The organism is Candidatus Binataceae bacterium, from assembly GCA_035650475.1.
Lineage (GTDB): Bacteria > Desulfobacterota > Binatia > Binatales > Binataceae > JAKAVN01.
Window position 1 is genome coordinate 116,803 of record DASRHP010000001.1, and the last position, 21,226, is coordinate 138,028.

General features: G+C 67.1%; 19 protein-coding genes. 4 read left to right on the forward strand and 15 right to left on the reverse strand.

The features are described from left to right. Positions 1-39 precede the first annotated feature (39 nt). The 10 genes from VFB33_00515 to VFB33_00560 all read right to left on the reverse strand — a co-directional run bounded on the left by VFB33_00515 (position 40) and on the right by VFB33_00560 (position 9,012). Positions 40-393, reverse strand: a complete 354-nt coding sequence (locus VFB33_00515; GenBank protein ID HZO80149.1) for a hypothetical protein — start codon at positions 391-393, stop codon at positions 40-42. Then, positions 390-1,523 carry a glycine oxidase ThiO gene (thiO, locus tag VFB33_00520; GenBank protein HZO80150.1) on the reverse strand — a complete coding sequence of 378 codons (1,134 nt, stop codon included), beginning with the start codon at positions 1,521-1,523 and terminating at the stop codon, positions 390-392. The genes VFB33_00515 and thiO overlap by 4 nt, the downstream gene beginning before the upstream one ends. A gap of 104 nt (positions 1,524-1,627) precedes the next feature. After that, positions 1,628-3,049 (reverse strand): ATP-binding protein, encoded by a 1,422-nt coding sequence (locus VFB33_00525; protein HZO80151.1) that lies wholly within the window; start codon positions 3,047-3,049, stop codon positions 1,628-1,630. Beyond that, positions 3,042-3,791, reverse strand: coding sequence for a response regulator transcription factor (locus VFB33_00530; protein HZO80152.1), 750 nt, complete (start codon positions 3,789-3,791; stop codon positions 3,042-3,044). The genes VFB33_00525 and VFB33_00530 overlap by 8 nt, the downstream gene beginning before the upstream one ends. Continuing rightward, positions 3,788-4,477, reverse strand: coding sequence for a phosphate signaling complex protein PhoU (phoU, locus tag VFB33_00535; protein HZO80153.1), 690 nt, complete (start codon positions 4,475-4,477; stop codon positions 3,788-3,790). The genes VFB33_00530 and phoU overlap by 4 nt, the downstream gene beginning before the upstream one ends. 18 nt (positions 4,478-4,495) lie before the next feature. Then, positions 4,496-5,299 (reverse strand): phosphate ABC transporter ATP-binding protein PstB, encoded by an 804-nt coding sequence (gene pstB / locus VFB33_00540; protein HZO80154.1) that lies wholly within the window; start codon positions 5,297-5,299, stop codon positions 4,496-4,498. After that, positions 5,263-6,132, reverse strand: a complete 870-nt coding sequence (gene pstA / locus VFB33_00545; GenBank protein ID HZO80155.1) for a phosphate ABC transporter permease PstA — start codon at positions 6,130-6,132, stop codon at positions 5,263-5,265. Before pstA ends, pstB begins: the two co-directional genes overlap by 37 nt. Beyond that, positions 6,129-7,088 (reverse strand): phosphate ABC transporter permease subunit PstC, encoded by a 960-nt coding sequence (gene pstC / locus VFB33_00550; protein HZO80156.1) that lies wholly within the window; start codon positions 7,086-7,088, stop codon positions 6,129-6,131. Before pstC ends, pstA begins: the two co-directional genes overlap by 4 nt. Positions 7,089-7,308: 220 nt before the next feature. Further along, the gene (gene serS / locus VFB33_00555; protein ID HZO80157.1) at positions 7,309-8,583 is read right to left on the reverse strand and encodes a serine--tRNA ligase; all 1,275 of its coding nucleotides are present in this window, start codon (positions 8,581-8,583) and stop codon (positions 7,309-7,311) included. Continuing rightward, positions 8,584-9,012, reverse strand: a complete 429-nt coding sequence (locus tag VFB33_00560) for a YraN family protein (protein HZO80158.1) — start codon at positions 9,010-9,012, stop codon at positions 8,584-8,586. Between the two features lie 114 nt (positions 9,013-9,126). On the opposite strand from VFB33_00560, the gene gatC reads away from it, so the two are divergent. The 4 genes from gatC to VFB33_00580 all read left to right on the forward strand — a co-directional run bounded on the left by gatC (position 9,127) and on the right by VFB33_00580 (position 15,110). Continuing rightward, the gene (gene gatC, locus VFB33_00565; GenBank protein ID HZO80159.1) at positions 9,127-9,423 is read left to right on the forward strand and encodes an Asp-tRNA(Asn)/Glu-tRNA(Gln) amidotransferase subunit GatC; all 297 of its coding nucleotides are present in this window, start codon (positions 9,127-9,129) and stop codon (positions 9,421-9,423) included. Between the two features lie 73 nt (positions 9,424-9,496). Beyond that, the gene (gatA, locus tag VFB33_00570) at positions 9,497-10,960 is read left to right on the forward strand and encodes an Asp-tRNA(Asn)/Glu-tRNA(Gln) amidotransferase subunit GatA (protein ID HZO80160.1); all 1,464 of its coding nucleotides are present in this window, start codon (positions 9,497-9,499) and stop codon (positions 10,958-10,960) included. Positions 10,961-11,175: 215 nt separating this feature from the next. After that, positions 11,176-12,627 carry an Asp-tRNA(Asn)/Glu-tRNA(Gln) amidotransferase subunit GatB gene (gatB, locus tag VFB33_00575; protein ID HZO80161.1) on the forward strand — a complete coding sequence of 484 codons (1,452 nt, stop codon included), beginning with the start codon at positions 11,176-11,178 and terminating at the stop codon, positions 12,625-12,627. A 902-nt stretch (positions 12,628-13,529) separates the two neighbouring features. Beyond that, positions 13,530-15,110: a glycosyltransferase family 39 protein gene (locus VFB33_00580; GenBank protein HZO80162.1), complete on the forward strand. Its 1,581-nt coding sequence runs from the start codon at positions 13,530-13,532 to the stop codon at positions 15,108-15,110. An 88-nt stretch (positions 15,111-15,198) separates the two neighbouring features. Here VFB33_00580 and VFB33_00585 read toward each other — a convergent pair whose 3' ends face one another. The 5 genes from VFB33_00585 to VFB33_00605 form a co-directional block, all read right to left on the reverse strand. Next, entirely contained in the window at positions 15,199-16,389 is a 1,191-nt protein-coding gene (locus VFB33_00585) for an acyl-CoA dehydrogenase (GenBank protein HZO80163.1), read from the reverse strand. Between the two features lie 54 nt (positions 16,390-16,443). Beyond that, positions 16,444-17,562: an amidohydrolase family protein gene (locus tag VFB33_00590; GenBank protein ID HZO80164.1), complete on the reverse strand. Its 1,119-nt coding sequence runs from the start codon at positions 17,560-17,562 to the stop codon at positions 16,444-16,446. Between the two features lie 63 nt (positions 17,563-17,625). Beyond that, positions 17,626-18,645 carry an alcohol dehydrogenase catalytic domain-containing protein gene (locus tag VFB33_00595; GenBank protein ID HZO80165.1) on the reverse strand — a complete coding sequence of 340 codons (1,020 nt, stop codon included), beginning with the start codon at positions 18,643-18,645 and terminating at the stop codon, positions 17,626-17,628. Positions 18,646-18,855: 210 nt separating this feature from the next. Continuing rightward, entirely contained in the window at positions 18,856-20,169 is a 1,314-nt protein-coding gene (locus VFB33_00600) for a citrate/2-methylcitrate synthase (protein HZO80166.1), read from the reverse strand. Positions 20,170-20,341: 172 nt separating this feature from the next. Next, entirely contained in the window at positions 20,342-21,130 is a 789-nt protein-coding gene (locus VFB33_00605; protein HZO80167.1) for a class I SAM-dependent methyltransferase, read from the reverse strand. Positions 21,131-21,226 lie beyond the last annotated feature (96 nt).

Consider the following 21,226-nt stretch of genomic DNA (forward strand, 5'->3'; position numbering starts at 1 on the left):
GCGGCGCGTCGGCCCGCTCTCGCGGCGGCCGCGGTGGGTTCAGGACTTGAGCAAATCAGGCAGCCGCTGGGTGAATTCGCTGCGCGACAGCGCCATTTCGAAGCCAGCGTCCTTGGCCGCGCCCAGCGCCTTGAGATCGACGTGCGAGGCAAAGCCGATCAGCCTGATCCCCGGCGCCGCCTCGCGCATCGCGTCGGCCGTCTGCACGGCGGGGAAGCGCGGGTCGGCGAGGTCAACGAAAATGATCGCGGGCATCCCGTCGGCGCATCGTTCGCGCGCCTCGTCGAGCGAGCCCGCATAGGCGACCTCGATGCCGGCGGCGTGGGCCACCGCGTCAACCTTGGAGCGGAAAAACAGATCATGCATCAGTCCGAGGATGCGGGGCTGATTCATAGCGATTGTTCCCTCAGGCGCGCGGGAGAAAATGGCGCGAGATCGATCGCGGGGCGGCGCCCCGCAACGAGATCGGCGATGATCTCGCCGGTGAGCGCGGAGAGCAGAATTCCGCTGCGGAAATGGCCGGCGGCCCACAGGACGTTGGGCACGCTCGGCGAAGGGCCCAGCACGGGCCACAAATCGCGCGTCGCCGGCCGCAGTCCGGCCCAGGCTTCGCGAAACGCTGTCCCGCCGAGCCCTGGCACCATCGCGGCGGCGCCGCGCACGATCTTTTCGAGCCCCGCCAGCGTGACGGTCTTGTTAAAGCCCGCCTCCTCCATCGTGGAACCGGCGAGCAGACGGCCATCGCGGCGCGGCACCAGATAGCCGCGCAGCGAGAACAGCGCGGGGCCGAGCGCCCCGGGCTCAGCCTCGAAGCACACGATCTGGCCGCGCACCGGATGAAGACGGACGCGGTCGGCTTCCAGACCGCGCAACTCGCCGGCCCACGCGCCGGCGGCGACCACCACGACATCTGCCTCGCGCACCGCGCCGTCATCGCTCACCACGCCGCCGGCGCGCCCGCCGCGCGTGGCGATGCCGTCCACGCGCACGCCCTCGACGAGCTCGGCGCCGGCCTTGCGCGCGGCCGCCGCGTAAGCCCGGGTGAGCTTGCGATTATCGGTGCGCCGGTTGCTCGGCAAATGGAGCGCATAGAGCGCCTGCGGCGAAAGCGCAGGCTCGAGCCGGCGCGCCTCGGACCCGCTCAGTTCCTCGACCGGCGCGCCCACCGCGCGCTGCCATCGGGCGCGCCGCTCGAGCTCGCTCCGCTCGGCGGCGTCAAGCGCGACGTAAAGGATGCCGGCGCGGTCGTACTCGGGATCGATCCCGCTCTCGTGCGCCAGGCGATCAACGATCGCCTCGAACCGGTCCCGCGCCTTGAGGCAGAGGTCAAAGAAGGGACCGGGCCCGTCGGCTTCGGCCTGCGGCGCGATCATCCCGGCGGCAGCCCACGAGGCTTCCTGGCCAATCCGGCCCCGTTCGAGCACCGTCGTGGCAACCCCCTCGGCGGCAAGCCGCCACGCCACCGAGCATCCGATGATACCCCCGCCGACGACGATCGCCTTCAAGCAATACCCGCTTTCCATCTGCTGCCCGTAGAGGGGTGGCAGCTTTCTTATAGCTTAGCGGCGCTGCGGAGCCCGCGAAAGTCGCCGCAGAAGGCCGAAACCGTGCATCCGGATAAATGCGGTCAGGCCGGCGGCGCCTCGACCGCTGCCGGCAGCCATACGGTGACCGTGGTGCCTTCGCGCAGGCGGCTCTCGATGCGCAGATGGCCGTGATGGAGCTGCACGATGTGCTTGACGATAGCGAGCCCAAGACCGGTACCGCCCAGCTCGCGCGAGCGGGCGCGGTCGACGCGATAGAAGCGCTCGGTCAGGCGTGGGATGTCGGCGGCGGGAATCCCCTCACCGGTGTCGCTGACCACCAGCTCCACGCCCTCGCGCGAGGGCGCGCCGGGCGCGCCGTTGGCCTTTGCGGCGCGTGCCTCGGCGACCACCCGGCCGCCGCGCGGAGTGTATTTGATCGCATTGTCGAGCAGGTTGATCATCACCTGATGCAGGCGGTCGCGGTCGCCCGCGATGGGCGCCACCTCTGGCGCGCATCGCCCTTCCAGCTCCACGCCCTGGCGCGCGGCCGGCTCGCGCATCAGCTCGACAGCCTCCTCGATCACCCGGCGTGCTTCGAGCGGTTCGGTTTTGAGCGGGGAAAATCCGCGCTCGAGGTCGGAAAGCGTGATGAGGTCGTCGACCAGCCGGGCCAGGCGGCGTGACTGGCGTTCGATGATGCCGAGGAAGCGGCGGCGGGTGTCGGCGTCCTCGACACCGCTCATCAAAGTCTCCGCATAGCCGCAGAGCGCGCTCAGCGGAGTGCGGATCTCGTGGGTCAGGTTGGCGATGAAATCCGCACGCACGGTTTCGTAGGCCTTGAGCTGGGTGATGTCGTGGAAGACCAACACCCAGGCGGCCGCGGCGTCCGCGGCGCGCACCGGCGCGGCGTTGGCCGCGAGATAGTGCGGCGCGGGGGTCTGGATTTGGAACTCGGCGCTCACCACGCCGCGGTCGGCCGCGCCCATCGAACGCGCCACGAACTCCTGCAGGCGCGGGTCGCGGCACAGCTCGACGAAGGCGCGTCCGCGGTAGTTGCTCTCGGCGTCCAGCGCGAACATCCGGCGCGCCGCGCCGTTAAGCAGGATGACTTCGCCGCGCCGCCCGGTGACCACGACCGCTTCGGTCATGCTGCGCAGGATCGCCTCGAACTCGTCGCGCTGCTCGGCGAGCGCCTCGAGCTCGCTCACCGCCGCATCGATCGCCTCGAGCAGGCGATGCTCGGCGCGGCCCATCGGGTCGGCGCCCTCGTGATGGAGATGGGCGGGGCGCCGGCGCTCAGCCAGGGCCTCGCCGGCGTCTTCGATCCGCTCGGCGCTGCGCGTCCATGCCGCCACGGTGACGGCGGCGCCGGCGGCGCTTGCCAGCGCGCCCGCCATCAGCGCGGCGAGCGCCCACGGCCAGGCCACTGCACCGATTGCGGCGAGCGCCACGAGCGCAATCGCGGGCGGCGCGAGCGCGAGCAAAATGACGATGGCGAGGCGAAGCTTTATCGACTTACCCAAGCGGCTGGGGATTGAAGCGGTAACCGACGCTGCGCACGGTAAGAATCAGTTCGGGATTCGCATCGTCGCGCTCGATATGCCGGCGCAGACGGCGTACATGGACGTCAACGGTGCGCGGCTCGACGAAGGTGTCACGTCCCCAGACCTGGTCGAGCAGCTGTTCGCGGGTATAGACGCGCAGCGGATGGAGGACGAAGAAGCGTAAGAGCTCGAACTCGCGCAACGTCATCTCGATCCGCCGGCCGTCAACGAACGTCTCGTAGGTGCCGAAGTCCAGCCGCAGCCGCCCGCGCTCGTAGCCGCCGGCGTCGCCGGCCTCGGCCACCAGCCGCGCCCGGCGCAGCAACGCGCGGATGCGCGCGACGACCTCGCGCGGGCTGAAGGGCTTAACCACGTAGTCGTCGGCCCCCATCTCCAACCCCAGCACGCGATCCACCTCGGCGCCCTTCGCCGTCAGCATCAGGATCGGCATCGCCGCGGTCGCCGGCCCAGTGCGCAGGCGCTGGCACAGCTCCAGCCCCGACATCCCGGGCAGCATCACGTCGAGCACCAGCAGGTCGGGCGCGCGGCGTGCGATCCGCTCCAGCGCAGCGTCAGCGTCGGCGGCCTCGTCGACGACGAAGCCCTCCTGTTCCAGGGTGAAGCGCACGAGCTCGCGGATGTCGCGCTCGTCCTCGACCACCAGGACGCGGTGGCGGGGAGCGGAGGCGGCGGGGCGCGGCTGTGACGCTGGCTCGGTCACTGCTTTTTCTTGTCCATGTGGCGGATGGTTCGCCCCTTGACCATGAAGACGACCATCTCGGCGATATTGGTCGCGTGGTCGGCGATGCGTTCCAAATACTTGGAGATGAACAGCAGGCGGGTCGCGCGCGGAATCGTCTTCGCATCCTCGGCCATGTAGGAAAGCAGCTCACGGTAGATCTGGTAGTTGAGCTGATCGACTTCGTCGTCGCGCGCGATCACTTCCTCGGCCAGCACGGTGTCATCGCGCACGAAGGCGTCGAGGCTGTCCTTGACCATCGACTGCGCTAGCTCGGCCATCCGCGGCAGGTCGAGGTAGGGCTTGAGCTGGGGCTCCTCGTTGAGCTCGAGCACGCGCTCGCAAATGTTGACGGCATTGTCGCCGATCCGTTCGAGGTCGGTGGTAATCTTGAGCCCGGTGGTGATGAAGCGCAGATCGCTGGCGGCCGGCTGATGGAGCGCGAGCAGCTGCACGCAGCGCTCGTCGATCTCGACGTCCATCCGGTTGACCTCGGCGTCGCGGGCGATCGTCGCCCGCGCCTTGGGCGTATCGCGGTTGACCAGCGCCTCCATCGCCTGCGCGATCTGGTGCTCGACCAGCCCGCCCATCTTGAGCAGGTCGGCGCGCACCGCGCGCAGTTCGACCTCGTACTGGCGATTGGTGTGCTGGGGCTGCGAGCTGTCCATCTGACGCCCTCCGCGGCGCTAGCCGAAGCGCCCCGTGATGTAATCCTCGGTCTCGCGGCGGGCCGGGTTGGTAAAGACCTGGCGGGTGTCGCCGAACTCGATCAGCTCCCCGGCGTAGAGGAACGCGGTCAGGTCCGCCGTGCGGGCCGCCTGTTGCATATTATGCGTCACCAGCACGATTGTGTAGCTAGCCTTGAGCTCCAGCAGCAGCTCCTCAATACGGGCGGTCGAGATCGGGTCGAGCGCCGAGCACGGCTCGTCCATCAGGAGCACTTCGGGTTCGACCGCCAGCGCCCGCGCCACGCACAGCCGCTGCTGCTGGCCGCCCGAGAGACTGGCGCCCGGCCGCCGCAGCCGGTCCTTGACCTCGTCCCACAGCGCCGCCTGGCGCAGGCTGCGCTCGACAATACGGTCGCGCTCGGCGCGCTTGAGCGCGATCCCGTTGAGCTTGAGGCCTGCGGCGACATTGTCCTCGATCGACATGGTCGGAAAGGGAGTCGGCTTCTGGAAAACCATCCCGATCCGCCGGCGCACCTGCACCGGATCGACCCCGGGGGCGTAGATGTCCTCACCGTCGAGCAGGACCTCGCCCTCGGCCCGGGCGCCGGGTACGACCTCATGCATCCGATTGAGGCAGCGCACGAGGGTGGATTTGCCGCATCCCGAGGGCCCGATGATCGCGGTGACCACGTTGGCCGGAAACGTCAGGTTGATCGCGTTCAGCGCGCGGGTCTGGTCGAACCAGGCGCTGAGATTGCGCACGACGAGCTTGTCAACCATGGCGCTCAGCGCGGCATCCGCGCATCCCCCCGCGTCACCCATCTTACTCCCAGCTCCAGCGCGAGCACGATCGCCGTCAGCACCAGCGCGCCTGCCCACGCCTGACGCTGCCAGTCGGGGAAGGGCGAGATGGCGTAGGTGTAGACCTGCACGGTGAGGGTCGCGATCGGATTGGTCAGCGAGGTTGACCAGAAACGGTTGCCAAAAGCGGTAAACAGTAGCGGCGCGGTCTCGCCCGCGATCCGCGCGATCGCCAGGATGACACCGGTGGCGATTCCGCCCGCCGCCGTACGCGCGACCACCGACAGCGTGGTACGCCAGGCCGGGACACCCAGCGCAAGCGCCGCCTCGCGCAGCTCGTGCGGCACCAGCAGCAGCATCTCCTCGGTAGTCCGGGTAACCAGCGGAATCATGATCACCGCCAGGGCAAAGGCGCCGGCCAGGGCCGAGAAGCCGCCCATCGGCCGTACGATCACCGCGTAGGCGAAGATCCCGACCACGATCGACGGCACCCCCATCATGACGTCGGCGCCGAAGCGCAGCGCGTCGGCGAAGCGGCTCGTGCGATGCGAGGCGAGGTAGAGGCCGGTGCCGATTCCCACCGGCACCCCCATCAGCATCGCCAACCCGATCAGCTCCAGCGTGCCGACGATCGCGTTGGCCATCCCGCCGCCGGCCTCGCCCACCGGCGCGGGCATGTGGATGAAGAAGGCAAGGTTGAGACTCGAGGCGCCCTTGGCAACCAGGTAGCCAAGGATGATGAACAGCGGGAGCAGCGTGATGACGGTCGCGACCACGGTCACGCCCATCATCAGGTCGCTCTTGACCTTGCGCCAGCGATCGCGCCGCGTGCGCGTCACCGCTTGCCCGTTCATTGCTCGGCCTCGAAGCGGTTCTGAGTCGCACCCAGCACCAGCGCGCGCGCGACGATATTGATGATGAGCCCGAGCACCAGCAGCACCAGGCCCAATTCGACCAGCGCCGAGACGTGCATCGCCGAGGTCGCCTCGGCAAACTCGTTGGCGATCACGCTGGCCAGCGTGGCCGAGGGTTTGAACAGCGAGAGCGAAATCTCGGGCGAGTTGCCGATCACCATCGCAACCGCAATCGTCTCGCCCAGCGCGCGGCCGAGCCCGAGGATGATCGCGCCGATGATTCCTGACAGTCCGTATGGCAGGACCGCCATCCGCACCATCTCCCATCGGGTGGCGCCCAGCGCCAGCGCGGCCTCGCGCTGCGTCTGCGGCACCGCGCGGAAGACGTCGGTGCAAACCGCCGCGACGTAGGGAATGACCATGATCGCGAGCACCACACCCGCGCACAGCATGCTGACCGAAACCTGCGGACCCTGGAACAGCGGCAGGAAGCCGAGCGTCGCGCTGAGCAAAGGCTCGACGCGGTCGCGCAGCCACGGCCCGAGCACGAAAATCGCCCACAGGCCGTAAACCACCGAAGGAATCGCGGCCAGCAACTCGACCATGAAACCCAGACGCCGGCTGAGCCACGCCGGCGCCAGCTCGCTTAGGCAAAGCGCAACGCCAAGGCTGAGTGGCACCGCAATCAGCAACGCAAGCGCCGAGGAAATCGCGGTTCCGTAGATGAAGGGCAGCGCGCCGTAGCGCTCGTTGACCGGGTCCCAATCCGAACTGAGGGCGAAGCCCCAGCCGAAAGCCCTCAGCGACGGCGCGGAATTAACAACTAGCGCGATCGCCAGGCCGAGCAGGATGCTCAGGCTCGCCAGCGCGAGCACCAGCGTGACGAAATTGAAGATGCGGTCGCCGTGCAAACGGACGTGGAAGGAACGAGCGCGCGCGACACCCCCCGGTGCCATCGCTACGCTCTCTGGCGCTGCTTCGAGAAATTCGGCCAAGATGGAATTGCGCCGTTGATGCCCGTGCGGCCCCGCGCCGCGACCGCCTCAAGGCTACAGTCCTCCATGGCCAAACGTAACGACCGATTGTTACCGGATTGTTAAATTCCGCGGGCCCGGTGGAGAAATGCGCTCACCCGCGCGCCGCTGCGCAGGACATTTGCCGACGCGCGTCGCCGCGCTAGCGCGCTCGGATAACCTCGATTCCGTCCATGTACGGGCGCAGCACCTCCGGCACCATCACGCTACCGTCGGCCTGCTGGTAGTTCTCCAGCACGGCGATCAGCGTGCGCGGCAGTCCGAGGCCCGAACCGTTGAGCGCGTGCACGTATTCTGGACGCGCGCCCCTGGCCGGGCGAAAGCGCAGGTTGGCGCGGCGCGGCTGAAAATCGGTGCAGTTCGAGCATGAACTGACCTCGAGCCATTCGCCCAGCCCCGGCGCCCACATTTCGATGTCGCAGGTCGCGGCGCTGGAAAAGCCGAGATCGGCGGTGCACAACTGCACGACCCGGTACGGAATCTTCAGCCGCCGGCACAACTCGACCGCATTATCGACCAGCTTGTCCAGCTCGGCGTCGGACGTCTCGGGCGCGACCAGCTTGACCATCTCGACCTTGTCGAACTGATGGCCGCGCTTGATGCCGCGCACGTCGCGCCCGGCCGACATCTTCTCGCGCCGAAAGCACGGCGTATACGCGGTCAGATAGATCGGCAGGCGCTCGGCGTCGAGAATCTCGTCGCGGTAGAGATTGGTGAGCGGCACCTCGGCGGTCGGGATGAACCAGTAGTCCTCCTCGATGTCGCGGTACATCGTGTCTCCGAACTTGGGCAGCTGTCCGGTGCCGGTGGCGGTCGCGCTGTTGACCATCAGCGGCGGAATCACTTCGAGGTAGCCCTGCTCGCGCGTCTTGACGTCGAGCATCCAGGCGATCAGCGCACGCTCCAGCCGAGCGCCGAGCCCGACCAGCAGGTAGAAGCGCGTGCCCGAAAGCTTGACCCCGCGCTCGAAGTCGATAATCCCCAGCCGTTCCCCGAGTTCCCAATGCGGCAGCGGCTTGAAGTCAAATTTGCGCGGCTCGCCCTCGCCCCGCACGATCCTGTTGTCAGCCTCGCTCTTGCCGATGGGAACGTAAGGGCGCGGCAGGTTGCGCACGCCGAGCATCAGTTGCTCGAATTCGCGCTCGATCTCTGCCAATTCGCGCTCGCCGGCGCCGATCCTGTCGCCCAGCTCGCGCATCCCGGCCCGCCGCCGCTCGCGCTCCTCGGGCGCCGCTTTGCCTAATTCGCGCGATTCGCGCGTGCGCCGCGCGCGCAGCTCGTCGAGTTGATGCTGGAGCCGCCGGCGGCGCGCGTCGGTTTCCAGGATCCGATCGATCTCGGCGGGATCGACGCCGCACTTGCCCAGATCGGCCTTGACGCGGTCCGGTTGTTCGCGGATGAGGCGAATGTCGAGCATTCAAAAAGCGTCCCTTAGAAGTTCGAGATGACGGGCCGGGCCTGCATGGACCTCGACCACGTCGAAACGCATCGCGCGGTCCTGCGCATGACGGCTAAGCGCATACATTTCGGCGGCGCGCCGCAGACGGCTCTGCTTGAGCGGATGGACCGATTCGGCGGGCGTGCCGCTCGCTGCCGTGCGCCGGGTCTTGACCTCGACGAACACCAGCGTATCGCCGTCGAGCGCAACCAGGTCGATCTCGGCGCCCGCTGCGCAGAAGTTGCGCTCAAGGATGCGATAGCCGCGCCGCCTGAGATGGCGCTCGGCGATACGCTCGCCGCGCCTCCCCAGCGCCATCCGGTCCAGCCCGGCGAGCGAGGCGAATCCGAAATCCCACCCACTGCCGATCCGCTCCGCCAGGGCCCGCAGATGCTCTGCCAGCTTCACCGCTCTCAAAGCTAGGCGGGAGACCGCGCCCTCGCAAGCGGGCAAGCGGAGGGAATCGCCGCGCGCCTGCGGATCGGTGAAAAAGAGAGCACCGGATGTTAGGATTAACCGGCGATGGCGGAGAGCAAAATCAGTCTAGAGCAGGTGCGCCATGTCGCGCGGCTGGCGCGGCTTGAACTGACGGCGGCGGAAGAGCAGCGCCTCCAGCTCGAACTGAGCGACATCCTGGGTTACGTGGACAAGCTCAACCAGCTCGACACGGCCGAGGTAGCGCCGACCGCGCAGGTCGGCGAGGCGGGCACGCCGGCGCGCGAGGATGCGGTGACCAACCGCGCCGCGCCAGACGCGATGCTGGCCAATGCGCCGGCGCGCGACGGCTTCTTGTTCAAGGTGCCGAGGATCATCGATTAGCCAACGGGCCACCGCGCAACGCCCGTGCCCGCACGGCCGATGCGTGCGCGCCGGCGGCCGAAGTCACCTTACGATGGCATCATCCGAACTTCACCGAATGACGATCGCCGAGGCGCGCGAGCGCCTGCGCCGGCGCGAGATCTCGGCGCGCGAGCTTGCCCGCGCCTGCCTTGACCGTATCGCGGCGGTCGAGCCACGCCTTAACGCCTTCATCACCGTGTGCGAGACCGAGGCGATGGCGCAGGCCGAGGAGGCCGACCGGCGGCTCAAGGCCGGCGACGCGCCCGCGCTGTGCGGCATCCCGCTGGGGATCAAGGACATTTACTGCACGCGCGGCGTGCGCACGACCTGCGCCTCGAGGATTCTCAGCAACTTCGTGCCGCCCTTCGACGCGACCACGATCGAAAAGCTCCGCGCACAAGGCGCCGTGTTCGTCGGCAAAACCAACATGGACGAGTTTGCTATGGGCTCGTCCACCGAGAACTCGGCTTTCGGCCCGACGCGTAATCCCTACGATCTCGAGCGCGTGGCGGGCGGCTCGTCAGGGGGTTCGGCAGCGGCGGTCGCCGCCGACGAGTGTCTTGCCGCGCTCGGCACCGACACCGGCGGTTCGATCCGCGAGCCGGCTTCGTTCTGCGGCGTGGTCGGAATCAAGCCAACCTACAGCAGAGTCAGCCGCTACGGCGTGGTCGCCTACGCATCCTCGCTCGACCAGGTCGGGCCGTTCGCCAAGACCGTGCGCGACGCCGCGCTCGTGCTGGGCGCGGTTGCCGGCGCCGACCCGCGCGATTCAACCTGCTCGGCGCGCCCGGTGCCGGACTACGAAGCCGCGCTGGTCGGCGACGTGCGCGCCATACGCGTCGGCGTGCCAAGGGAATACTTCGTCGAAGGGATGGACCCCGAGGTCGAGAGCGCGGTGCGCGGCGCGCTGGCGCGGCTGGAAGCGATGGGCGCGCGATGCGTCGAGATCTCGCTTCCGCATACCGGCTACGCGATCGCAGCGTACTATGTGATCGCGACCGCCGAGGCGAGCGCCAATCTGGCGCGCTACGACGGCGTGCGGTACGGCCTGCGCGCGCCCGCCGCCAACAGCATCGAGCTGTACAATCGCACCCGCGCGCAGGGCTTCGGAGCCGAAGTCAAGCGACGCATCATGCTCGGCACCTTCGCGCTCTCCGCCGGCTACTACGATGCCTACTATCTCAAGGCGCAGAAGGTGCGCACGCTCATCCGCGGCGACTTCGAGGCGGCTTTCAAGACCTGCGACGTGATCGCGGCGCCGGTCGCGCCGACCACCGCGTTCAAGCTCGGCGAGAAGACCGACGACCCGCTCCAGATGTATCTCTCGGACATCTTCACGATCTCGGTCAACCTGGCCGGGCTGCCCGGGATGTCGGCGCCGTGCGGCTACGACGGGCGCGGGATGCCGGTCGGGTTGCAGCTGATCGGGCCGCCGTTCGGCGAAGAGGCGATCCTGCGCGCGGGCGACGCGTGGGAACGCGCGGGCGGCTTTGAACGCCGCCCGACGCGAGTGTAACCGAGATAGCCGAAGCGATGACAACCAAAACGCTGCGCTCGGCTCTTTCCATCATTTCCGCGCGTCCTGCGCGGGCGAGCAACCCCGGCTTTGTGCCAGGCGGACCAAAAAGATCGAGATTCTGCGCGCGGCAGCCGCGTGCGAGAATGGCAAACCAGAGAGTGCCGAACCGATCCGACGGTTGCGACAGGGCCGCAAGGCGGTGACAGACGCCAATGACTAATGACGCATACGAAGCGGTAATCGGGCTCGAGGTCCACGCTCAGCTCCTGACGCGCTCGAAGCTCTTCTGCGGATGCGCGACCGCATTCGGCGCGCCGCCCAACCATAACGTGTGCCCGGTGTGCATAGGGATGCCCGGCGTGCTGCCGGTACTCAACCGTTATGCGGTCGAGCTCGCGATCCGCACCGGGCTCGCCGCCCATTGCGAAATCGCGCCGCACTCAATCTTCGCGCGCAAAAGCTACTTCTACCCCGACCTGCCGAAGGGCTACCAGATTAGCCAGTACGACGAGCCGTTATGCCGCCACGGCTATATAGAATTGCCCGCGCTCGAAGGCCACGCGCCGCGGCGCATCCGCCTCGTCCGGATCCACCTCGAAGAAGACGCGGGCAAGAATATCCACGCCGAGAATGCGAGCCTGATCGATTTCAACCGCTCGGGGGTGCCCCTGATGGAAATCGTCAGCGAGCCCGACATCCGCTCGCCCGAGGAGGCCGCCGCCTACCTGCGCGAACTGCGCGGTATCCTGCTCGCGCTTCACGCCTCCGATGTCAAGATGGAGGAAGGGAGCCTGCGATGCGACGTCAACGTCTCGATACGCCCGCGCGGCAGCTCCGAGCTTGGCGTGAAGACCGAGATCAAAAACCTCAACTCGTTCCGCTTCGTCGAAAAGGCGATCGCGTACGAGGTCCGGCGCCAGATCGAGGAGCTGTCGGCTGGCCGGCGCATCTCGCAGGAGACCCACCTGTGGGATCCCGAGCGCGAGGTGACGCGTCCGATGCGCTCGAAGGAGTTCGCCAACGACTATCGCTATTTCCCCGAGCCCGACCTGCCGCCGATCGTCGTGCCGTCCGACCTCATCGAGAGCGTCCGCGCCTCGATGCCAGAGCTGCCGGCCGAACGGCGCGCGCGCTACGCGCGCGAGTACGGGCTGAACGCTTACGAAGCAGCAGTGCTGACGCAGGACGGTGAACTTGCCAATTACTTCGAAGCGGCCGCCTCCGGACTGAGTAATCGAAAGGCCGCCGCAAACTGGGTAATGACCGAGGTCCTGCGCGTCGTCAACGAATCGGGCAAGCCGCTTGGCGACGCGCTGGCGGCGCGCCTCGTACCTTCGCCCGCGGAGACCGCCGCACTGCTAAAGATGGTCGAGCAATCGCGCCTCAGCCTCAGTGCGGCGAAGAGCGCATTTGCCGCGATGTGCCGCTCGGGCAAGGGCGCCGAGGCGACCGTCGGCGAACTCGGGCTTACCCAGGTTTCCGACGAAGGCGCGATCGCCGAGGCGTGCGACCGGATCATCGCGGCCGAGGCGGCCAAGGTCGCCGAGTATCGCGCCGGGCGCGACAAGCTGTTCGGCTTCTTCGTCGGCGCGGTGATGAAGGCGATGGGCGGCAAGGCCAACCCCAAGGTGGTCAACGACGTCCTGCGCCGCAAGCTCGCCTGATAACGAAACACGCCAGACATTTTCGGCTCTTTTGCGTCCGTTTGATCAAACGAACGCTTGCTGGCTTCTTATGCGCTAACTGGCTGTTCATATCATTTCGCTTGACGCATATAGCTTTAGGGGACACCGTCCTTAGCGCCACCATCAAGACGCCCAATTCGAGCCAGACCGCGCTCCTGATCACACCCTCGTTGGTAACCGGCTCTTCACGAACACTAACATCAGCGGCAGTTCCGGCGGCGGCTCGAAGTCTTCGAACGCCACGGCTGAAATCCAGGTCCAGGTAACGCTGGATGGCAAGCCTGTCGCGCCGGCGACTAATGCAAGCCCCTACGTCACATATGACGAGCGCTTCCAACAAATTAGTACGAATCTGTTCAACCAGATAAGCGAGTGCACGAGCAGCTCGCCCTGCAACCTGGACCTTCTGCTCAGCACGCTTTCCGCCCACAGCTTCAACTTTGTCGCGCCCAGCGTGGGAGGCGGCTCCCATACAGTTAACGTTTCATGGGTGATCAGCTGCTTTGTGAACGGAACGCAGCTTGCCTGCTCGCAGTCGAGCACCACGAGCAGCGCGGCCGGGTGCGTGGGTCCAGGGTCCGTGACGATCCAACAGGTTCAAAATTTCAGCCAGGACGGCACAATTACGGTGCAATAGCCGCGGCGGGATCCGGGGCTGGGCGGGAAAGCACGCCCAGCCCCTTTGACTTCCCTAATCTGGCGCGATTCTCTACCGCGCGCGCCCGCGAGTGCCACGAGCCGTCGCAGGGCAGGTTTGTATGGATACTCTTCTCGTCGAAACCGCCAGTCGGCCCCATACAGTACCGACGAGAGAAGCGGCGCGGGCGGGGTTTCGATTTCCAGCCGTGGCGCGATGGGGCTTGAGCGGTGCCGAGACCGCGATGCTGGCGGGCGTACTCGTCGTGACCGCGCTCGTGTACGTGCGTTGCCTCACCAACTGGTTCTTTTCTGACGACGTGATCATGATTGAAAAGAACCGCTATATCTCCGAGTGGTCGTTTCTGTGGAAATCAATGACCCGGGATTTGTGGTGGTTTAATAACCCCGATCTCAACCATGCCGCGACAACAACCTTCTATCAGCCGATGCAGAGTCTATGGCTTGGTCTCGGCTACCATCTGTTCGGCGCCAGCCCGGTCGGATGGCATCTAGCGAAGATCGCGCTTCACTTGCTCGTGGTGGTGCTCGTCTTCCGCGTCGCCCAAATCCTGAGCGGCAGCACGCGCGTCGGCCTGATTGCTGCGCTTCTGTTCGGGCTGCTGGCGGTCCACGCCGAGCCGGTGGTGTGGGCAACCGACGTACCGGAACCGCTTTCGACCGCCTTCGAGCTTGGTGCGTTCTGCCTCTTCATTCGCCGCTCGAGCAGCGGATGGAAAGGCCTGGCGGGGCCGCTCGTCCTCTATGCGCTGGCAACCTTCAGTCACGAAAGCGCAGTGATGTTCCCAGCGCTGATAGGCGCGTACGTGCTTTTGTTCGAGAACGACCGTGGCTTGGCTCCCTCGACGCACGACTCGCCGCGGGCTTCCGCCACTGCGCGTGTAGGCAACGCCGCCGCCTTGTCGGCTGGGTTCGTGGGTGTTGCGCTAATCTACCTAGGTGTGCGTCTGGCCGTACTCGGGCAGCAGCAATTGTTCGGATTCATGACCAGAGTGAAAACTGCGACGCTGGTGCAGGCCAACATCGTGCCCAATGTGACCGTGGTGCATCACTCGCCGGCGGAGATTTTGTTCACCCTGCCGTCGGTGCTGCTGTGGTATCTGAAGCTGCTCGCGATTCCGTGGATGGCGGGGCCTGCCCACGCGGCTGATTTCGTCAACTCGCCGTCGCCGGGGAATTTCTTCGCTCCACTAACCGTCCTGCTCGGTCTTGCGATTGCCGGCTATCTGTCAATGCGAAACGCGCCGCGCGCGAAGCTGTATCTGTTTTGCGCGCTCTGGTGGATGATCGCGATAGCCGCCGCACCCATCGCCGGGATAAAACTGGGGACAGGTCTGGTTTTCGACCGCTACGACTACCTTGCCTCATTCGCTTTTTGCCTGCTGATCGCGGACCTCGCCTTCAGCTACGCGGGCGGTGGTATTGTGCGTAAACGGGCTGTGGCCGGAACGGTCGCGGCGCTCGCCGCGGCCAATGCGATCGCATTATGGCGCGTGCAGCCGGTGTGGCACGATAACGTCAGCGCGTTTACCCGCGCGGTCGAGAACGCTCCGCTATCGGCGCGCAACCGATTGTCACTGGTTGGCGCGCTGATGGGCGCAGGCGACTTCCAGGCGGCCTCGCGCCAGTTGAAGGCCGCCGCTGCTCTTGCTCCGGATGACGCGGCGATTCACTTCGCGCTGGCGGCGGTGGACATGAAACTGCATCGAAACGAGGAGGCAGTGCGCGAGCTTAAGCTCTATTACGACAAGGCCTTCCCGCATCGCCCTCCAGTAACGATTACGCTCCCACCGGCGGGTACTTGAAGCGCCGGCAAGGATGAACTGCCGACACGCGAAGTGGTGAACGTCTGCTCGATTTATTCGCGGCAGCGGCGGTTTTGCGCCTTGACGCTCAGCCTTTGGGCAGGCCGAGCTGGCGCTCGCCGAGGATGTTGCGCTGAATCTCGCTGGTCCCGCCCGCGATCGTGTACTGGCGCGAGTTGAGGACCCGGTTGAGCCAGCGTGGCGCGTCGGGCACCACGCCGCTCGGTTCCGCCAACAGCGCATGATGGCCGAGCAGTTCGCTCGCAAAGCGCGCGATCGCCACCCCCAGCTCCGAGCCCGCCAGCTTGAGCACCGAGCCTTCGGGCCCCGGCGGCAATCCCTTGAGCCGGCGGGTGAGCGAGCGCAGCCGGGTGTACTTGAGCGCCTCGCACTCGCTCATAAACTCGGCCAGACGCTGGCGCACCCATCCCTGCTCCCACGCCGGACGGCCGTCGATCCGGACCGCGCGCGCCAGCTCGGCAAGCCGGCGCACCTGCGCTGCATGGCCGCCGCCGCCCGCGATCCCGCGTTCAAAGCCGAGCGTGGTGATCGCGACCTTCCATCCCTCGTTCTGCGGGCCGACCAGGTTCTGCTTGGGCACCTGGACGTTGTCGAAAAAGACCTCGTTGAAGTGACGATGGCCGGTCATCAGGACCAGCGGGCGCACCTCGATACCGGGGCTGCGCATGTCCACCAGAAGGTAGCTGATGCCCTTGTGCTTGGGCGCCTCGGGATCGGTGCGCACGAGCATGAAGATGCGGTCGGCGTATTGCGCGCCTGAGGTCCATACCTTCTGCCCGTTGACGACGAAGTAGTCGCCGTGGTCGGCGGCGCGGGTCTGGAGCCCGGCGAGGTCGGAGCCCGCGCCGGGTTCGGAGTAGCCCTGGCACCAGATGTCCTCGCCGCTGAGGATACGTGGCAGATAGTATTTCTTCTGCTCATCGGTGCCCCAGTACATCAGGGTCGGCCCGAGCAGCCCCACTCCCGAGTAGCCGGGCAGAATGGGAGCGCGCGCGCGGAAATACTCCTCGTCGAAGATGATCTGTTCCATCAGAGGCGCCGCGCGCCCGCCGTACTCCTTTGGCCAGAAGAGCCCGACGTAGCCGGCCGCGTTCAGCTTGGCCTGCCATGCGCGGCGCTTCTCGAAGATCTCGCGATTGGGCGCGATTCGCTCGTCCATAGCGTCGTCCACGCACAGCTCGGACGGCAGATTGGCCGCAAGCCACTGGCGGACTTCCTTGCGGAAGGCTTCCTGCTCGGGCGTGTACTCGAAGTCCATCCCCGGATTACCTCGCTCGCCGGGCGGCCCAGTCGCGCGCGGCGGGGTGCTGCCTCAGTTGAGGTTGAAAGCGCGCGCGGCGTTGTCCCACAGGATCTTGCGCTTGCTCGCCGCGCTTATGGGCTGCCTGATCATCGCCTCGATCCCCCACGGGAAAGTGCCGTCAGGATGGGGATAGTCGGTATCCCACAGGAAGTTGTCGTCGCCGACCAGCTCGACCGCCGCCTTCATCGTCGGCTCGTCGCCGCGAAAGGCGACCCAGAAGTTGCTCTTGAAATATTCGGTCGGCCGCTTGGTCAGGTACTCGTGCTCGGCGTTGCCGCTGTAGCTCCAGTGCTGCTCCATCCGCTGCAACCAGTACGGCACCCATCCCGCGTCAGCCTCGACGTGCACGACCTTGAGCTTGGGCAGCTTCTCCAGCACGCCGTACCAGATTAGCCCCGCCATCGCGGCCATCGCCTCAAACGGATGCGACAGAATGTGCCCGCTGACGTGCGTGTTCATCCGGTCGCCGAACGACGGCACCGAGGACGAGGCCGAGTCATGAGTCGAGATCGGCAGGCCGAGCTTTTCGACCTCGGCCCACAGCGGTACGTAGTAGTCGTCGAAGATTGAGTAGCCAGCCACCGGATTAGGCCGCACATAAAAGCTGACCGCGCCGAGTTTGGCCGCGCGCTGCGCCTCGACCACCGCCTTGTCCACGTCCTGCATGGGCAAGATCGCGGCAAAACGCAGCCGCTTGGCGTCGGCTGCAGCGTAGTCGGCGGCCCAGTTGTTGTAGGCGCGGCAGCAGGCCGCGAGCAGCTCGGCGTCGTTGAAGCGCTTACCGAGCATCTGACCGGCGAAGGTCGGATAGAGAATTTGCACGTCGACGCCCTGCTCGTCCATGTCCTGCAGCCGGCTCGCCGGGCTAAAGCCGGTGCTCGAGGCGCGCTTGAAGCGCTCCATCGCCTTGGCGACGGCCTTCAGAAACGCCGGCGCCGCCATCGGGTACTTGCCCTTCTCGCGGGTGAACGGCTCGCCTTCGACTAGGAAGGTGCGCCGCCCGGAGTCTGGCGCCACGCCGATCTTCGGCGCCGCGCTCTTGTAGCGGTCCTCGATATGCTTCTCCCACAGCCAGTCCGGCTCCATCATGTGGGAGTCGACGTCGACGATGCGGAATCCGTCTTTCATGGCCCATCACCTCGCAATTCTCAAGTAAAACTTTAAGCCGCGCGCACACCCCGCGCGCCGGTCTCAAGCCTGCGGCATGATCAGCGCCTTGACCCCCTGGCGCGCCTTGAGCAGCTCGAACGCCTCCAGCCCGTGGTCGAGATCATAGCGATGGGTCACCATCGGCTTAAGATCGACCGCGCCCGAGGCCACCATCGCGATCGTCCGCCGCCAGGTCTCCGGCGTGCGCACGCGCGACGGGATGATCGTCACGCCGTGGAAGAAGAGCGAGCGCAGCTCGGTGCCGCTTACGTCGCGCGCCGGCCATCCAAGCTGGACCAGGTTGCCGCCCTTGCGCAGGAGCTGGCGCGCCGAGTCGAGCGCGCCCGAGGCATCGAAGACAGCGTCGGCGCCGCCCGCCGGCATCAGCGCGCGCACTTGCTCGATCCAGTCGCGGTCGCTCGCGCACACCGTGCGAAAGCCCATCCGACGCGCCAGCTCCAGCCGCTCGGCGTCGACGGCGAGGCCGGTTATCACGATCGACGTGACGCCCAGCGCGCGCGCCGAAAGCGCGGCGCTCAGCCCGATCGGACCCGGCCCCTCGATAACCGCGCTGTCGCCCGCGCACAGGCCCGAGAGCTCGACCGCATGGACGCCGGTGCCGAACGGCTCAAGTATCGCCGCAGTCTCGAGGTCCATCGATTTCGGCACCACCCATGAGTTGGCGACCGGCGCGATGCAGTATTCGGCAAACGCGCCCGACAGCCGGGTCGGATGGTCGCAGAAGTTGTAGCGCCCGGCGCTGCAATGCGCGCAGCGTCCGCACTGGCCGAAGGGATCGAGCGCGACGTGGTCGCCGACCTTGAAGCCGCTGACGCGCGGACCGACCTCGACCACCTCGCCCGCCGGCTCATGGCCGAGCACTGCGGGCAGGCTTTGCACCGCGCGTTCGGCACCCAGCTCCCACTCGTAGATATGGAGGTCGGAGCCGCAAATCCCGCACGCCGCGACCTTGACCAGCAGCTCGCCTTCGCCTGGATGGGGCACGGGCGTATCAATGAGTTCGGCGCCCGGCGCCGGCCGGGTCTTGGCGATCGCTTTCATTGGGATGGCACCTCCGCCGTTTCTCTTTAATACGACCGTCCGCCCGCGCCCGTCAAAGCCGACAGCGGCGAGAACTCGCTTGCCAACGCTCTGCGCCCTCGCCCAGCCATGGGTGAGGCCGAAAAAAACATCGCGCGGCCTCGGAGGCCACGCGAGATCCTTTGCTTCGCTCGGGATGACGGAAAACGGGAAACTCGATACGCGCGGCGGTCAGCTCCAGTGGCGGATGGGGACGCCGCGGTAGCGCATGCGTGGGCGGATGAGGCGGTTGTCCGCGTATTGCTCGAGGCTGTGCGCGATCCATCCGGCGCTGCGCCCGATCGCGAAGATCGCCGCCGGCAGCCCGCGGGGAAAACCCAGCATCCGCGCACACACAGTGAGATAAAAATCCAGGTTGGGGCGCAGTCGCTCGCGCCGCCACACCGTCTCCTCGACGCGCAGCGCGCTCTCGAATAGACGCCGTCCGCGCCTGCGCGCAATTTCCGCCGCCTCCTTCTTGAGCAGCACCGCGCGCGGATCGCCGGCGGGATAAATCGCATGCCCGAATCCCGGCGGCAGGCGCCATTTGACACTGAAACCGGCCAGGCACTCGTCCAGGTGCATCCCGGCGTCGAGCTGGGCAAACATCTGCTCGATCCGATCGCACGCGCCGCCATGAATCGGCCCCGACAGCGAGCACAGCGCGGCGAGCACCGAGGCGTACAAATCCGCGCCGGTGGAGGCAACCACGCGCGCGGCGAAGGTCGAGGCGTTGAGCTCGTGCTCGGCGCAGGCGACCAGGATGCGGTCGAGACTTGCGATCTCCCACTCTGCGCCGGGCGCGCGCAGGCCCACACCCGCCAGCCGCGCCGCCATCCCGCCGCCGTTGGCATAAGGCGCGCGGCCGCGCGCGAGCGCCAGCGGCAGCACGCCCATGATCCGCGTGCCCTGCTCCAGCGTCGGGCGCGCCTGACGCTGGCGCTCGCGTGCGGCAAGCGCGGGCATCGCGACCGCAAGACGCAAAAGCGGCGGCGCTTCGTCGCCGACCGCGCGGAGCGCGGCGGCAACCTTGTCGGGCGCCTCGGCGCGCGCGATCACCTGGCGCAACGCGGCGACCGCGCTCGCCGACGGCCGCTCGCCGTTCCATAGCAGCAGGCAGATCTCCTCGAAGCTTGCGCGCCCGACCAGCTCTTCGATCGGATAGCCGCGGTAGGCGATGCGCCCCTCGATGATCGAGCTGACCGCCGACTCGGCGACGATCACGCCGTAGGCCGAGCCGTCGGCGGACGGGGGCTGGGCCACGGTCACCCACGAGCTGGCGTCGGGCAGGCTGCGTCCGCGGCGGCCGCGCTCGGCGGTGGCAAGGTCGCGCAAGGCAAGGATCTCGTCGCGGCGGTAGAGTGCCTGGCGGCCGACGCGGCGGCGATAGCTGCGCAGCCATCCGCGGCTGACGTAGGCGTAAAGCGTGCCGAGCTTGACCCCGAGCTGCGCGGCGGCTTCGTCGGCGGTCAACATCCGCAGCCTGTCGGCTTCGCGCGTCGCCATCGCGAGCATCACACTATCGCGGATGGCGGCGCGTCAAGCGGGGGCGGCGCCGAAACTCCCACCAAAAGCCCCTCCTGTCGAGCGCCTGATCCAGACCTGGCCACTCACCCCCATCTCCTTGAAGGGAAGGGGAGCTGCATTTTACTTGCTGCTCAAAGTGACAAATCGGTCGCTACTTGCGGCGCAGCACGCCGAGCCAGCGCCCGTAGCATCGTTCCATCGGCCGGGTAAACGACAGGTCGGCGTACGCGGCGACCATCTCGAAATAGCCCGAGGCGAGCGCGGCGAGTTCGAGCAGGCACGGCAGCGTGTAGCGCACGGGCACGACGTCGCGGGTGACGACCGCCCCGCGCCTGGGAAACCGTATCGTGCACTCGAGTTCGTAGATCGAATGCATCCCGGAGTACCATGCGATCGGGCGATGATACTCGCGCACGTCCACCCGGGTTGAATCGACCCGCACGCGGCGCCGGCGCCACAGCCGGCGCCTGGCGATCACGTCCACGCCGTCGTGGCGGTCGATATCCACGCAGTAGAGCGCGCCGCGCCTGAGCAGCCGGCCAACCGAGGCCAGATGGGAGAGCAGCGCGCGATTGTCGGTCATGATCGGAAATGTCTCGGACATGAAGAAGGCGGCGTCGAACGGGCGCTCCGGGAGCGTGAAGCGCTCGATCGAACGGCGATAGAAGCGCAGCGCCACGCCCTCGCGCGCCGCTGCTCTGCGCCCCGCCGCGACCATCGTCGGCGAGCGATCGATTCCAGCGACCGCCACCCCCTCGCGCGCCAGGATCAGACCGTGCGGCGAGTCGCCGCAGGCGACGTCGAGCACCCGGCGCACGGGGCGGCGCAGATGGCGGCGCCAGACCGCCTTGAGAAAGCCAACCTCGGCGGCAATCTCGCCGGGCCGTTCCATGTGCACGCGGCGGAAGATCGCGGGGTAGGCGTAGATGCTCGGCTCCATCGCGGATGGCAGCTTAGCCGCGCGCCGGCGCGATCACCAAGCCGCTCTACATCTGCGCGATCCGCGCTATAGTCGGGGCGTGAACGCGCGCTTGAG

What these genes read in the sequence shown, in the direction of transcription:
- VFB33_00515 (HZO80149.1), bottom strand. Translation starts at nt 393, where the DNA reads ATGAATCAGCCCCGCATCCTCGGACTGATGCATGATCTGTTTTTCCGC.
- thiO (HZO80150.1), bottom strand. Translation starts at nt 1,523, where the DNA reads ATGGAAAGCGGGTATTGCTTGAAGGCGATCGTCGTCGGCGGGGGTATC.
- phoU (HZO80153.1), bottom strand. Translation starts at nt 4,477, where the DNA reads ATGGACAGCTCGCAGCCCCAGCACACCAATCGCCAGTACGAGGTCGAA.
- pstB (HZO80154.1), bottom strand. Translation starts at nt 5,299, where the DNA reads ATGGGTGACGCGGGGGGATGCGCGGATGCCGCGCTGAGCGCCATGGTT.
- pstA (HZO80155.1), bottom strand. Translation starts at nt 6,132, where the DNA reads ATGAACGGGCAAGCGGTGACGCGCACGCGGCGCGATCGCTGGCGCAAG.
- pstC (HZO80156.1), bottom strand. Translation starts at nt 7,088, where the DNA reads ATGGCACCGGGGGGTGTCGCGCGCGCTCGTTCCTTCCACGTCCGTTTG.
- serS (HZO80157.1), bottom strand. Translation starts at nt 8,583, where the DNA reads ATGCTCGACATTCGCCTCATCCGCGAACAACCGGACCGCGTCAAGGCC.
- gatC (HZO80159.1), top strand. Translation starts at nt 9,127, where the DNA reads ATGGCGGAGAGCAAAATCAGTCTAGAGCAGGTGCGCCATGTCGCGCGG.
- gatA (HZO80160.1), top strand. Translation starts at nt 9,497, where the DNA reads ATGGCATCATCCGAACTTCACCGAATGACGATCGCCGAGGCGCGCGAG.
- gatB (HZO80161.1), top strand. Translation starts at nt 11,176, where the DNA reads ATGACTAATGACGCATACGAAGCGGTAATCGGGCTCGAGGTCCACGCT.
- VFB33_00580 (HZO80162.1), top strand. Translation starts at nt 13,530, where the DNA reads ATGCTGGCGGGCGTACTCGTCGTGACCGCGCTCGTGTACGTGCGTTGC.
- VFB33_00585 (HZO80163.1), bottom strand. Translation starts at nt 16,389, where the DNA reads ATGGACTTCGAGTACACGCCCGAGCAGGAAGCCTTCCGCAAGGAAGTC.
- VFB33_00590 (HZO80164.1), bottom strand. Translation starts at nt 17,562, where the DNA reads ATGAAAGACGGATTCCGCATCGTCGACGTCGACTCCCACATGATGGAG.
- VFB33_00595 (HZO80165.1), bottom strand. Translation starts at nt 18,645, where the DNA reads ATGAAAGCGATCGCCAAGACCCGGCCGGCGCCGGGCGCCGAACTCATT.
- VFB33_00600 (HZO80166.1), bottom strand. Translation starts at nt 20,169, where the DNA reads ATGGCGACGCGCGAAGCCGACAGGCTGCGGATGTTGACCGCCGACGAA.
- VFB33_00605 (HZO80167.1), bottom strand. Translation starts at nt 21,130, where the DNA reads ATGGAGCCGAGCATCTACGCCTACCCCGCGATCTTCCGCCGCGTGCAC.